Origin of the sequence: Serratia sp. 2880STDY5682894 (genome assembly GCF_001537385.1) — a bacterium.
Taxonomy (GTDB): Bacteria; Pseudomonadota; Gammaproteobacteria; order Enterobacterales; family Enterobacteriaceae; genus Serratia; species Serratia nevei.
The window spans coordinates 631,459-645,244 of sequence record NZ_FCJA01000001.1 but is presented as its reverse complement, the minus strand read 5'-3'; the positions used below and the strand labels follow the sequence as shown (position 1 = coordinate 645,244).

Genomic DNA, 13,786 nt, shown 5'->3' with positions numbered 1-13,786 from the left:
ACATGGTTGTATATACAATTAAAAACAACCTAACGCATTCACCGGGATGTCACAAGAGGCGGGAGAGATTTTGTTATCAGGATGTGATCGACAGCGGAGATGCGGGCGCAGGGCGCGCCCGCCGGGAATCAGACTTCGCTGGTGAAGCGGCCGAACAGTTGATAACGGCTGCCGGGGTACAGCAGCCGGGCCGAGGTCACCACGGTTTTGCCGGACCAGGTGCGGCGATGAATCAGCAGGCCGGGTTCGTGGTCTTCCAACTGCAGCAGCTCGCGCTCGCGCCGGGTGGGGATCACCGCTTCGACGATGTGTTCGCCGGCGGTCAGCGGCGCGGCCTGCGTCAGATAGGTGTAAGGCGTGACGCGGTCGAAATCCTGCTTCAGGTAATCCGGCGCCACCAGCGGGTTGACGCAGCGGTCTTCCACCTGCACCGGCACATCGTTTTCGTAATGCACGATCTGCGAGTAGAACAGCCGTTGGCCGGGCTGAATGCCCAATGCCGTCGCTTCTTCTTCGCTGGCCGCTCGGGCCTTCAGCTCGAGGATCTTGCTGCTGTGGCGATGGCCGCGCGCGGCGATCTCATCGGCGATGTTGTGCACTTCCAGCAGCGCGGTATGCGCTTTGGCTTCGGCGACGAAGGTGCCGACGCCCTGCATGCGAATCAAAAAACCTTCGCTGGTCAGCTCGCGCAGCGCGCGGTTGATGGTCATGCGGCTGACGCCCAGTTCCGCCACCAGTTCACTTTCGGAGGGCACGCGCTGGTGCGGTTGCCAATGCCCCGCACGGATTTGATTCACGATCGCCTGTTTGACCCGTTGGTAGATCGGGGCGGGGGCATCGCTCATTGCAGCCGCCAGTTGTAACACGGTCTGTTGTTCAGCCACGACGTTAACCTCGTCAAATAAAAAAATAATAACACCAGTTTACTGTTGATGTCGGCGTATGTATATGTATATACAACTAGTGGCCGTCGCGCCAGAAACTTGCCGGCGACCGCCAAAAATTCCTGAATGCGCGCCATCGCCGCGCCCCATTCGCCGTTACACCAACAGTGGAATACTGCCATGCCTGCTTATTTTGCCCCACGCGCTTTGCTCCCTGAGGGCTGGGCGCATAACGTCCGGCTGGACGTCGATGCGCAAGGTTATCTGACTCAAGTTACCGCCGACGCTGAACCGCAAGGCTGCATCCGGCTGCACGGCGATGCGGTGCCGGGCATGCCGAACCTGCATTCCCACGCTTTCCAGCGCGCGATGGCCGGGCTGGCGGAAGTGGCGGGCAACCCGCAGGACAGCTTCTGGACCTGGCGCGATCTGATGTACCGCCTGGTGCAGCGCCTGACGCCGGAGCAGGTGGAGGTGGTCGCCCGTCAACTGTATATCGAAATGCTCAAGGGCGGATACACCCAGGTGGCCGAATTCCACTACCTGCATCACGACGCCGACGGTAAGCCTTACGCCGATCGCGGTGAAATGACCGGCCGCCTCAGCGAGGCCGCGCATCAGGCCGGCATCGGCATGACGATGCTGCCGGTGCTGTACAGCTACGCCGGTTTCGGCGCGCAGCCGGCGCAGCCGGGGCAGAAACGTTTTATCCAGGATACCGAAAGCTATCTGCACCAGCAGCAGGTGATTGCCCGCCAGCTGGCGGATCGTCCGTTGCAGAATCAGGGGCTGTGCTTCCATTCGCTGCGTGCGGTGGAGCTGGGCCAGATGCAGCAGATTTTGGCCGCGTCGGATCGCACTTTGCCGGTGCATATTCATATCGCCGAGCAGCAAAAAGAGGTGAACGACTGCCTGGCGTGGAGCGGGCAGCGCCCGGTGGCCTGGCTGTATGACCATCTGCCGGTCGATCAGCGCTGGTGTCTGGTGCATGCCACCCATCTGGATCGCGATGAGCTGGAAGCGCTGGCGCGTAGCCGCGCGGTGGCCGGCCTGTGCCTGACCACCGAAGCCAACCTCGGCGACGGCATTTTCCCCGGCGACGCTTACCTGCAGCAGCAGGGGCGCTGGGGCATCGGTTCCGACAGCCACGTTTCGCTCAACGTGGTGGAAGAGCTGCGCTGGTTCGAATACGGCCAGCGGCTGCGCGATCAGCGCCGCAACCGTCTGACGACGCCGGAACAGTCGGCGGTGGGCGATGTGCTGTACCTGCAGGCGCTGCAGGGCGGCGCGCAGGCGTGCGGTGCGCCGATCGGCCGGTTGCAGAGCGGCTATCGCGCCGACTGGCTGGTGCTGGACGGCGACGACCCGTATCTGGCGGCGGCGCCGGACGCCTCGATCCTCAACCGCTGGCTGTTCGCCGGCGGCAAAGAGCAAATTCGCGACGTGTTCGTCGGCGGCCGGCAGGTGATCGAGCAGGGGCGGCATGCGCTGCAGCAGCAGAGCAGCGCCGAGTTCCTGCAGGTGTTGAAAACCTTTCAGCAGGAGGCGTAATGAGCCTGACCCGTTTTAGCTTCGCCGCGCTGCCGGTCAGCCCGTGGCGCAACGGCGGTGGGGAAACCCGTGAAATCGTCAGCTGGCCACCGGGCGCGCAGGATTTTGACTGGCGCGCCAGCATCGCTACCATCGCGCAGGACGGGCCGTTTTCCGCCTTTACGGGCATCGACCGCTCGATCACTTTGCTGGAAGGCGATGGCGTGCGGCTGTTCAGCGCCGGGCATATCGACCATCAATTGGCTCGCGTCGGGGAACCGTTCGCGTTCTCCGGCGACGTGGCGCTGGAAGCGACGCTGCTGGGCGGCGCCAGTCAGGATTTCAACATCATGACGCGCCGTGGCCGGCAGGCGGCCGAGGTGCGGCGCAGCACGGCGCCCGTTATCCTGCCATCCCACCAGGCGGGCGTGCTGTATGTGCTGAGCGGGGGCTGGTCGCTGCCGGGGGGCGGTGAACTGCGGGCGCGCGAGGGCGTCTGGTGGGCGGCGCAGGCGGCGGGCGGTGAAGTGGCGCCGCTGACGGCCGACGGCGTTCTCCTGTGGGCGAACATCACAGCCTGCTAACGCAGAGTAGAGTCCTGCGCCCGGTTATGGGATTATTCACTTTTTCCCATTAATCATCATAAAGAAGGGCGCATGGCTTCGCTGAAAGACGTCGCAAAACTTGCCGGAGTCTCGTTGATGACGGTGTCCCGCGCCATCAATGAACCCGGCAAGCTGCGGCCGGAAACCTACCGCCGCGTCAAACAGGCTATCGACCAGTTGGACTACGTGCCGGATCTGTCGGCGCGGCGTATTCGCGGTGACGGAAATCGCGTACAGACGCTCGGCGTGCTGGCGCTGGACACCGCCACGACGCCGTTCTCGGTGGAAATGATCCTGTCGATTGAGAAAACCGCGCGCGAGCGAGGCTGGAACAGCTTCGTCGTCAACCTGTTTGCCGACGACAACGCCGAACAGACCGTCGATCTGCTGCTGGCGCATCGTCCGGATGGGGTGATCTTCACCACGATGGGGCTGCGCGAGGTGACATTGCCGGCCAAACTGTTGGACAAAAAGCTGGTGCTGGCCAACTGCGTCAGCCCGGCGCATTCGATCGCCAGCTACATTCCTGATGATGAGCAAGGGCAGTATGACGCCACGCGCGCGCTGATCGCCAAAGGCTATCGCGCGCCACTGTGCATTCATTTACCGGCGGATACGCTGGCGGCGGGCCTGCGCCGCCGCGGTCTGGAACGCGCCTGGCGCGAAGCGGGGCGCGATGTTGAACAGCTGCGGCAGTATCATCTCGATCTGAGCGGCGGCGACCAAAGCTATCGCGACTGCGTCGCGCTGCTGGAGCGGCATTTCTCTGCAGGCAGGCGCGATTGCGATGTCGTGGTGTGCGGGAACGATCGGATAGCCTTTCTGGTGTATCAGGTATTGCTGGCACAAGGATGGCGGATACCGCAACAGGTAGCGGTGCTGGGTTACGACAATATGGTCGGCACCGGCGAGCTGTTCCTGCCGGCATTGACGACGGTGCAGCTGCCGCATTATGAGCTGGGCCGCCTTGCGGCGCTGCATGTGATTGAGCAGCGGGAGCAGCGTGAGACGGTGAAAGTGCCTTGCCCGCTGTTGGAGCGTGGTTCGCTGTAAGCGCACCGGGTGCGTCGCTGCGCGCCCAGTGCTCATTCCCATTATCCCCAGAGGCTTGCCAACTGCCATCCCATGATGGGCTCAAACTGTGCCCGGCCGCCTTCGGCGAACAGGCGGAGGCGGCGATCGCCCGCCGTCGGATAAATTCGGCTGGTCAGGCAGGCCTGCCCCTGATTGACGAAGATCTCCAGCGATGAGCGGTCAATGAAGATCCGTAGCGACAGGCTGTCACCTTCTGGCAGCGGCACGCTGCGGCAGGTGCACAGGGCGGGGTTTTCATGAAAACGTTCCAGCACCAGCCGGTGTGCCTGATTGTCGACGAACAGCCGCGCCGTATTCCCGATGGCCAGCCCGTAGCGCTCGGCGTCGTTGTCGGCAGGTCTCAACGTCAGGGTGAGTTCCTGCACGTCGTCCGTCAGCGGCAGATGCTGATTGGTCAGCGTCTGTGCCAAAAAGGTGTGCGATTCTCGGCGCAGCGCCGTCAGTTCACGCGCCGGGTTCATGCGGATGCTGCCGTCGGCGGCCAGCGTCAGCTCACGCGGCAGGGTGAGGGCACCGGCCCAACGGTGCGCTTTGCTGGGCATTGGGGATTCCCACATATCCATCCAGGCAAACAGCAGCCGACGGCCGTCGGCGGCGGTGAAGGTCTGCGGCGCATAGAAATCGTGGCCGGCATCCAGCTCGCAGAAGGGTTGGGTCACCCTAAAGTCGCTGTCCGGCCGCCAGTGGCCGAGCAGATAGCCGCTCTGGAAGCGATTGCGGTAGCGGTAGCCCTGTGCCACCAGCCCCTGCGGCGAGAACAACAACAGGTGTTGTTCCCCCAGCGGGAAGAAATCCGGGCATTCCCACATATACCCTTGATGCGCCGCCTGCGCGCCGGCCAGCACCCGATCGAAGCGCCAGGCGCGCAGATCTGCAGAACGGTACAGGCGCACCTGGCCCAGGCCGTTTTCTTTGGCACCGACCACCAGCCACCATTCGCCGTTCTCGCGCCAGACTTTCGGATCGCGGAAATGCTGAATGCCGTCCGGCGCGGCCAGCACCGGCCCGTGCTTGACGAAGCGTATGCCGTCTTCGCTGGTGGCCAGACATTGCACTTCCCGCACCTGGCTGTCGTCGCCGGGCTCGCCCAGCCACACGTGGCCGGTGTAAATCAGCGTCAGCACGCCGTTGTCATCCACGGCGCAGCCGGAAAAGCAACCGTCTTTGTCATAGGGCGCATCGGGCGCCAGGGCGATGGGCTGGTGCTGCCAGCGGATCAGATCGCGGCTGGTCGCGTGCCCCCAGTGCATGGGGCCCCAGTGCTCGCTATAGGGGTGATGCTGGAAGAAGGCATGATAGACGCCGTCAATACAGATCAGGCCGTTGGGATCGTTGATCCAGCCGGCGGGCGGCGCGAGATGGAACTGCGGGTAGTATTCGTCTCGGCGTTCTGCGCGCAGGGCTTCGACCGCATGGTCGGCTTGAGCTAAGGCAGTGTTCATTGGACAGACTCACTTGATTTAATGGCGGATTGAAAGGGGGCTGCGCTGGCGGAACGTTCGCCGCGCAGCAGGAAACAGGAGACAAGCGTCGTGGCGGCGACCGCGCACCCCATCAGCAGATAGGTGTCGGCAAAGCCGATGCGGTCATAACCGTAGCCCGCCAGCGGCGACAGGAAGCTGGCCATCACCTGAGTGATGAACTGAAAGCCCACCAGGTAAAGCGTTGAGGAGAGGCGACTGTCGAAGCGGCTGGCGATGTATTTGAAGATAGCGATCAGCAGGATCGGCAACTCTACGGCGTGCAGCAGTTTCATGGCGGAGATCATCAATGCGCCGCTGACCAAGCCTGAGCCGAACATGCGCAGCGCCATCACGCCACCGGCCAGCAGCAGCCCCTGTTTGGCGCCGATGCGGTTCACCAGCAGCGGCGCCAGGAACATGCCGCCGGCTTCGAGGAAGACCTGCAGCGAGTTGAGGAAGCCGTACATCTCGTTGCCCTGTTCGCGAGAAGCGAACTGCGAGGCGAAGTAGACCGAAAATTGCTGATCGAAAACGTTGTACACGCTGATACCGAGCACAAACACCACCAGCGCCCAGAAGCCCGGCATACGCAGCAGCGCCAGCGCATCCTGCAGCCGCAGATTTTCCGGTTTGCCGAACGCCAGGCCGGCCATGGCGTTCGGCTTCAGCTCGCGCACCTGGCTGAGCAGCAACAGGAATACCACGGCGGCGGCGGAGGCCAGCCAGAAATTGATGTTCGGATCGATATTGAAGATAAAACCGGCCAAAAAGGTGGCGCTGGCCCAGCCGAGCGATCCCCACATGCGGGCGCGGCCGAATTCGAAACCGCTGATGCGGCTGACTCGCTCGGTATAAGATTCCAGCGCGCCGATGCCGGCGAAGAAGGTGGCGCCGATAAATACCCCGCCGACCAGCGCGCCGAGCGGCAGGCTGCTGGCCAGCAGCGGGGCGTAAACGTAGATAAAGAACGGGCCGGTCAGCAGCAGCATTACGCCGAGAAACTGCAGCAGGTGCTTGCGCAGCCCAAGTTTGTCCTGAATAAACCCGTACAGTGGCTGTGCGCACAGCGCCACCAACGAGATAGCGGAGAAGATCAGGCCGGTCTCGGCGCCTTTCAGGCCGATCTTCTGATTCAGCCACAGTGAGATCAGCGAAAAGCTGGAAGACCAGGTGAAGAAAAAGAAGAACAGCAGGCCGCTGAGCAGCACGTAATATTTTTTAGTTTCGCGGTTCATGGGTAGGGCCCCGGTGAGTGAAGTTAGCTCTATTGTTAACGTTAACTCGCAAAGGGATGAAGCTAGCAGATATCACGCGTGCGATGTTAATCACAAAAGTTAACGTTAACATTTTGGCGTTGTGATCGAGGTCACGAGTTGGCAAGGGGGCGATGTGCCCCCGGAGGATTAACGTTCGTTCAGCGAGCGCAGATGGTCGTCGCGGCGCAGCGTCATCAGCGCAAACAGGCTGACCACCGAGGTGGCGACCACGTAGTAGGCGGGAATGTCGATATTACCGGTCTGTTTGATGAGGCCGGTGATAATCAGCCCGGCCGAGCCGGAAAACACCGCATTGGACAGCGAGTAAGCCAGCCCCAAGCCGGTATAGCGCACCCGGGTCGGGAACATCTCCGCCAGCATCGCCGGGCCAGGGCCGGCCAGCAGGCCGACCACGGCACCGGCGATCATGACCGCCAGCCCTTTGGCCCACAGTGAACTCTGCGCATCCTGCAACAGGTGCAGCAGCGGGAAGGTGAACAGGATCACCGCCGCCACTGCCGTCAGCATCACCGTTTTACGCCCCAGTTTGTCGCTGATGATGCCCGCCGGCAGAATGGTCAGGGCGAAGCCGACGTTGGCCAGCACCGTCGCCACCAGCGCCTGCTGGAAGGTGGCGTGCAATGAAGTTTGCAAATAGGAAGGCATCACCACCAGGAAGGTATAGCCGGCGGCCGACCAGCCCATCATGCGGCCGATGCCGATCAGAATGGTTTTCACCACGCCGCCCAGCTTCGCTTCCGGCGGCGCTGCGGCGTGCTCCGCATGTTGCTGCGCCTGGGTGAACGTGGGCGTTTCCTCGAGCTTGAGCCGTAGCCACAGCGCCACGGCGCCCATCGGCAGCGCCAGCAGGAAGGGAATGCGCCAGCCCCAGTCATGCAGCTGCTGCACGCTGAGCAGCGCGGCCAGCAGCGCCACCAGCCCAGCGCCGGCCAGCAGGCCGAGCGCGACGGTCAGCGACTGCCAGGCGCCGAACAGCCCACGCTTGCCCTTCGGGGCGAACTCGGTCATCAGCGACACGGCGCCGCCGAATTCGCCGCCGGCGAACAGCCCCTGAAACATGCGCAGCAGCGTCAGCAGCAGCGGGGCGGCGACGCCGATCGAGGCATAGGTCGGCATGACGCCGATCAGCGCGGTGGCCAGCGTCATCAGCAGCAGAACCGCAATCAGCGTCGGGCGACGGCCGATGCGATCGCCGATGCGGCCGAAGATCACCGCGCCGATCGGCCGACAGAAGAACGCCAGCGCGAAGGCGGCGTAGGTGAGGATCAGGCTGGTGATTTCGTTTTCACCCTGCAGCGTGAAAAAATTGGCGGCGATAACGGTGGCCAGGAACCCGTACACCCCGAACTCATACCATTCGATAAAGTTGCCGACCGAGCCGGCCAGCAACGCCTGACGCGAGCGGCGCGCGTCGAGAGTCTGTTGATTCATCCCCGTTCCCATACTTTTGAATTATTGTTCGTCAGTTCTAAATTTATACGACAAAACAATCAATTGATTTCAGCGGGAACTGTGAGGCGTTCAGCGCATGCCGTCGATACGCCACCATTCGGGGCAAACATCGGCGAATGCATGTGAGGTCGGGCACAGCTCCGGCAGATCGGCCCGATCGAAGCTGCCGGTGGCCAGTGCCACCGTCGGCTCGTCGTCGATCGCCCCCAGCGTGCTGCCGCAGCGTGGGCAAAAGGCGCGGCTGGAATAGGGTGAAGAACGGTATAGGGCCGGCATGCCACCCGGGCCGTTCCACTCGATGGCCTGACGCGGAAATTCGACCCAACAGAGCGTCGGCGCGCCGGAGTGGCGGCGGCAAAAATCGCAGGAACAGCTGTGCGGATTGCCAGGCAGGCCGCGTGCCTGAAAGCGAATATGCCCGCACAGGCAGCCGCCGCTATAGCTGGGGTTTTCCATGAGTTCTCCGTCATAAACGCGGGAATGGCGATGAAAATCACTATAGCGGCATCGCGAAAAATTAACAGGTCCCCGCTGACGCATTACCAGAGCAACGGCGCCGGTTCGCGGCCGTTTTCGGCGTAGTACAGCGACGGCAGGAACTGCGCCAGATAGCTGAACTCGTTGTAGCAGTGGCGCATCAGGTTAAAGCCGATGTCGTCCGGCAGCTCGTCGTGGGCGTTGGCGCAGGCTTTGCCCAGCAGGAAGCGGCTGCGCAGCACGCAGCCATAGGGCGTGTCGCGCACCAGGTGCAGCATCTCGCCGTCGCAGGGATCGCCGTTGTCATCCAGCGCCACCTGGTCACCGAAGCCGATGCGCGCGCAAACGGCGGCGGAGAGCGCCTGCGCGTCGCGCGCCTGGCGCAGCGGCTGCGGCGCGAAGAAATCCTCGGCGGCGTGAAACTTGAGGCGCGCCGCGACCGGCGGCAGCTCCGCCAACCACTCGACCGCTTCGATGCTGGCGCCGACGTAGCTTTCCCCCTTTTTCCAGTGGCGATCCCAGCCGCGGTGTTCGACGTGATCGTGCGGGTGCCACCAGTTGATATGCTGAGTCGTTTCGAAGAAGGTGAACCACCAGTCCAGCATGCGCCCTTTGCAGCCGTGCAGGTCGGTGCGAACCGCCACGGTCAGCAGGCCGTCGGCGCTGCGGCTTAGCCCCATCTCCAGCCGCAGCGGTTCGGGCCTGAGCAACTCGTTGATATCGTTAACGCCCCACGGCGCCAGCAGGGAGGGATGTGTCATAATGGGTTCCTTTTTTATTTTGGAAACGAATTGCGTTTCCAAAATAAGGCTATGCCGCTATGCTGAGTCTGTCAACGCTTATGAGGAATAAATATGGCAAACCCGAATGAAGAACCGCTGCGTGCTCGCGGCCGGCCGGCCACGCCGGAAACGGCGCTGCGCGCGGCGCTGGTTCAGGCGACGTTGGCACTGCTGATCGACGGTGGCTATGCCGCGGCGACGGTGGATGCGGTGGCGAAACGCGCCGGGGTGGCTAAAAAAACCCTGTATCGCTTTGCCGCCAACCGCGACGAACTGGTGGCGCAGGCGGTAAGCGGTTGGACTGAGGCGTTTCAGCCGGCCTTCGCCCAGGATGCCGGGCAGCGGGCGGCGGTTGCGCCGCTGTTGGAAAAAGGGCTGCAGGCCATCGCGCAGCAAGTGCTGAGTGCGGAAGCGGTGGGCATGTTCCGGCTGCTGCAAAGCGAATTTCCGGGGCGCGAGGGGCTGCTGGACAGCTACCAGCGCAACGGTATTCAGCGCGGCCGTGCGACGGTGGCGGACTGGCTGCAGCGCCAGCAGCAGTGCGGATGGCTGCGTGAGCACGACTGGGCGCAAACCAGCGACCTGCTGTTGGCGATGACCATCGCCGAACCGCTGCGGCAGATGACGCTGGGGCTGTTGCCGCCGGGCAGCGCGATCGACGAGCGCATCGCGGCGGCGGTGGCGCTGGTGATGCCGGGTTTGCTGGAAGAGGAGTGAAAACAAAAAAGGGCCGACGAATCGGCCCTTGAGCGGGGGAATGCCGTTACCGTTTAGGCCCGGCGTTCACCAGTTTTTCGCCCGCCGGGGTGACGGTATATTTGGCGAAGTTATCGATAAAGCGCTGCGCCAGATCCTGCGCCTTCTCCTGCCACAGCGATTCGTCGGCATAGGTTTTGCGCGGATCGAGAATCGACGGATCGACGCCCGGCAGCGCGGTCGGCACTGCCAGCCCGAAGATCGGCAGCGTGAATGTCTCGGCCTGCTCAATGTCGCCATTTAGAATGGCGTCGATGATGCCGCGTGTATCTTTGATCGAGATACGTTTGCCGCTGCCGTTCCAGCCGGTGTTGACCAGGTAAGCCTGGGCGCCGGCGGCCTCCATGCGTTTCACCAGCACTTCGGCATACTGCGTCGGGTGCAGCGTCAGGAACGCGGCGCCGAAGCAGGCGGAGAAGGTCGGCGTCGGCGCGGTGATGCCGCGCTCGGTGCCGGCCAGCTTGGCGGTGAAGCCGGACAGGAAGTGGTACTGGGTCTGCTCAGGCGTCAGGCGCGATACCGGCGGCAGTACGCCGAAGGCGTCGGCGGTCAGGAAGATGATCTTGCGCGCATGGCCGGCTTTGGACACCGGTTTGACGATGTTCTCGATGTGATAAATCGGATAGGAGACGCGGGTGTTCTCGGTTTTGCTGGCGTCGTCGAAGTCGATGCTGCCGTCGGCCAGCACGGTGACGTTTTCCAGCAGCGCATCGCGGCGGATCGCCTGATAGATTTCCGGCTCCGCCTGCGGCGACAGCTTGATGGTCTTGGCGTAGCAGCCGCCTTCGAAATTGAACACGCCGTCGTCGTCCCAGCCGTGCTCGTCATCGCCGATCAGCTGGCGCTTCGGATCGGTGGAGAGGGTGGTTTTGCCGGTGCCGGACAGGCCGAAGAACACCGCCACATCGCCTTGTTCGCCGACGTTGGCCGAGCAGTGCATCGAGGCGATGCCCTTCAGCGGCAGCAGGTAGTTCATGATCGAGAACAGGCCTTTCTTCATCTCGCCGCCGTACCAGGTGCCGCCGATCAGCTGCATGCGTTCCGTCAGGTTGAAGGCGACGAAGTTCTCCGAATGCAGCCCTTGCTGCTGCCAGTCCGGGTTGGTGCATTTGGCGCCGTTCATCACCACGAAGTCCGGCTCGAAGTCTGCCAGTTCGGCGTCGCTCGGGCGAATAAACATGTTTTTCACGAAGTGCGCCTGCCAGGCCACCTCGGTGATGAAACGCACTTTCAGGCGCGTGTCGGCGTTGGCGCCGCAGAACGCGTCCACCACGAACAGACGCTTGCCGGAGAGCTGGTTGCCCACTAGCGTTTTCAGATGCTGCCAGACTTCCGGGGAGAGCGGCTGGTTGTCGTTCTTGCCGGTGCCGTTGTCCGACCACCAGACGGTATCGCGCGTGGTGTCGTCGCGCACGATGTATTTGTCCTTCGGCGAACGGCCGGTGAATTCACCGGTCGCGACGTTGACCGCGCCCAGCTGGGTGAGGGTGCCGCGTTCCAGCGGCGGCAGGTCGGCGCGGGTCTCTTCGGCGAACAGTAATTCATAGCTGGGGTTATAGACGACGTCGGCGGCCTGATGAATGCCGTAGCGAGCGAGGGTTTGTGGGGTAACAGTGCGTGAAGACATATTCTACTTCCTTATGAGTCATATTATGCCTCTTTCCCGTGCGGTGCCGCGCGCAGGATTAAGGTTCGGATCAAGCTGACCGGATTCAGCTAATGCGTTTCCGGTTCTTTATTAATAAAGCAGGGGGCTTTTTCGCCCTCCTATAGCATAGCAGCGAATTTAAACCCGATTACTTTAATTACAAAATGCTGACGATAATTAATTAAAACTAACCTTGGCGGAGGGTCACAATATTGAATTCCGCGGGCGTAATTTAGTTTTGCATTTTTATTTTTTATCATATCGTCAGAGCTGTCTACTGTTTTATTTCTTATTAGAAAAAGCGAAATCCACAATAGGATTTTTCGTAATCATTTGTTTTTACTTGGCTATGGCAAGATCGTTGCGCCAGGTGAATCTAACCGTACTGTACGCTTGTCAGCAGGGTGAATAATGAAACAGATAAATGCAGAACTGGCCTGTGATAAAAATACGGCATCGTCCGAATCCTCAGGATTAATTAATCAACTTCGTCAAATAGATATCGGTGCGGTACCGATCGCGCTGTTTATCACGATTTGCGCGATCGTGGCGATTTCCGCCTATGCCAACTTCCTGCCGAAGAATATGATCGGCGGCCTGGCGGTGATAATGACGCTGGGCTTTGCGCTGGCGCAGTTGGGAAAAAGCATTCCCGTGCTGCGCGATATCGGCGGGCCGGCCATTCTGTGTTTGATGGTGCCGTCGGTGCTGGTCTATTTCAATGTCTTCCAGCCTAACGTCATGGGCACCGTCCATTTGCTGATGAAAGACGCCAACCTGCTGTATTTCGTCATCGCCAGTCTGGTGGTCGGCAGCATTCTCGGCATGAATCGGGTGATCCTGATCCAGGGGATGATTCGCATGTTCGTGCCCTTGGTAGTGGGCACGATCACGGCGGTGATCACCGGGCTGCTGGTGGGCAAGCTGTTCGGTTTTACCTTCTATCACACCTTCTTCTTCATCATCGTGCCGATCATCGGCGGCGGCATCGGCGAGGGGATTTTACCGCTGTCGCTGGCCTATTCGGCGATCCTGGGAGCGACGCCGGACGTCTACGTCGCGCAGCTGGCGCCGGCGGCGGTGCTGGGCAATATCTTCGCCATCGTGACCGCCGGGGTGCTGGCTCGCATCGGCATGCAGCGCAAGGCGCTGAGCGGCGACGGCATGCTGATCCGTTCGGCGCAGGAGAACGCGATGTTCGCCATCAAGGAGCAAAGCGGCAACGTCGATTTCCAACTGATGGGCGGCGGGCTGCTGGTGATCTGCGCCTTCTTTATCGTCGGTGGTCTGTTCGAACACATCGTGCATATTCCCGGCCCGGTGCTGATGATCCTGTTCGCGGTGTTGTGCAAGTACTGCCGGGTGATCCCGGCCTCGATGGAAACCGGCGCGCACAGTTTCTATAAGTTCGTCTCCACGGCGCTGGTGTGGCCGCTGATGATCGGTCTGGGCATGCTGTACGTACCGCTGGAAAGCGTGGTGGCGGTGTTCTCGGTCGGTTATGTGGTGGTCTGCGGCTCGGTGGTGCTGTCGATGGGGCTGGTCAGTTTCCTGATTGCGCCTTACCTGAAGATGTTCCCGGTGGAAGCGGCGATCGTCACCTGTTGCCACAGCGGCCTGGGCGGCACCGGTGACGTGGCGATCCTGTCGGCGTCGAACCGCATGGGGCTAATGCCGTTCGCCCAAATCGCCACGCGCATCGGCGGCGCTTCCACGGTCATCGGGGCGACGCTGCTGCTCGGTTGGTTAGTCTGAGTCCAGAATTTCTTATGGATAGCCGGGGTTGGATTGCCCCGGTTTTTTTATGCGTTTCTTCC

The 13,786-nt window shown here is 61.8% G+C and carries 12 protein-coding genes; 5 read left to right on the top strand and 7 right to left on the bottom strand.

All coding sequences use genetic code 11. The features are described from left to right. Positions 1-128: 128 nt before the first annotated feature. Positions 129-884: a histidine utilization repressor gene (gene hutC / locus AWX27_RS02920; protein ID WP_033646346.1), complete on the bottom strand. Its 756-nt coding sequence runs from the start codon at positions 882-884 to the stop codon at positions 129-131. 180 nt (positions 885-1,064) lie between these two features. Here hutC and AWX27_RS02915 point away from each other — a divergent pair, with 180 nt between their 5' ends. From AWX27_RS02915 to AWX27_RS02905, 3 genes are all read left to right on the top strand, one after another. After that, positions 1,065-2,435, top strand: a complete 1,371-nt coding sequence (locus tag AWX27_RS02915; RefSeq protein WP_049200374.1) for a formimidoylglutamate deiminase — start codon at positions 1,065-1,067, stop codon at positions 2,433-2,435. Further along, positions 2,435-2,998 carry a HutD/Ves family protein gene (locus AWX27_RS02910; RefSeq protein ID WP_060419296.1) on the top strand — a complete coding sequence of 188 codons (564 nt, stop codon included), beginning with the start codon at positions 2,435-2,437 and terminating at the stop codon, positions 2,996-2,998. The genes AWX27_RS02915 and AWX27_RS02910 overlap by 1 nt, the downstream gene beginning before the upstream one ends. 72 nt (positions 2,999-3,070) lie before the next feature. Continuing rightward, complete coding sequence (locus tag AWX27_RS02905) at positions 3,071-4,072, top strand: LacI family DNA-binding transcriptional regulator (RefSeq protein ID WP_049200376.1); 1,002 nt, start codon at positions 3,071-3,073, stop codon at positions 4,070-4,072. A gap of 41 nt (positions 4,073-4,113) precedes the next feature. On the opposite strand, the gene AWX27_RS02900 is transcribed toward AWX27_RS02905, so the two are convergent. From AWX27_RS02900 to AWX27_RS02880, 5 genes are all read right to left on the bottom strand, one after another. Further along, entirely contained in the window at positions 4,114-5,556 is a 1,443-nt protein-coding gene (locus AWX27_RS02900) for a glycoside hydrolase family 32 protein (RefSeq protein ID WP_060419294.1), read from the bottom strand. After that, positions 5,553-6,812: an MFS transporter gene (locus AWX27_RS02895; protein ID WP_060419292.1), complete on the bottom strand. Its 1,260-nt coding sequence runs from the start codon at positions 6,810-6,812 to the stop codon at positions 5,553-5,555. The genes AWX27_RS02900 and AWX27_RS02895 overlap by 4 nt, the downstream gene beginning before the upstream one ends. Positions 6,813-6,980: 168 nt before the next feature. Further along, complete coding sequence (locus AWX27_RS02890) at positions 6,981-8,285, bottom strand: MFS transporter (protein ID WP_033646340.1); 1,305 nt, start codon at positions 8,283-8,285, stop codon at positions 6,981-6,983. Positions 8,286-8,375: 90 nt separating this feature from the next. Further along, entirely contained in the window at positions 8,376-8,762 is a 387-nt protein-coding gene (locus tag AWX27_RS02885) for a GFA family protein (RefSeq protein WP_060419290.1), read from the bottom strand. A gap of 83 nt (positions 8,763-8,845) precedes the next feature. Continuing rightward, the gene (locus AWX27_RS02880) at positions 8,846-9,544 is read right to left on the bottom strand and encodes a DAPG hydrolase family protein (protein ID WP_033638266.1); all 699 of its coding nucleotides are present in this window, start codon (positions 9,542-9,544) and stop codon (positions 8,846-8,848) included. A 93-nt stretch (positions 9,545-9,637) separates the two neighbouring features. Here AWX27_RS02880 and AWX27_RS02875 point away from each other — a divergent pair, with 93 nt between their 5' ends. Then, positions 9,638-10,282: a TetR/AcrR family transcriptional regulator gene (locus AWX27_RS02875; RefSeq protein WP_060419288.1), complete on the top strand. Its 645-nt coding sequence runs from the start codon at positions 9,638-9,640 to the stop codon at positions 10,280-10,282. A 46-nt stretch (positions 10,283-10,328) separates the two neighbouring features. Here the strand turns inward: AWX27_RS02875 and pckA are convergent, their stop codons facing one another. Beyond that, entirely contained in the window at positions 10,329-11,948 is a 1,620-nt protein-coding gene (pckA, locus tag AWX27_RS02870; RefSeq protein ID WP_060419286.1) for a phosphoenolpyruvate carboxykinase (ATP), read from the bottom strand. Between the two features lie 432 nt (positions 11,949-12,380). Between pckA and AWX27_RS02865 the strand changes: the two genes are divergently transcribed. After that, entirely contained in the window at positions 12,381-13,724 is a 1,344-nt protein-coding gene (locus tag AWX27_RS02865; RefSeq protein WP_060419284.1) for a 2-hydroxycarboxylate transporter family protein, read from the top strand. The last annotated feature ends 62 nt before the right edge of the window (positions 13,725-13,786 follow it).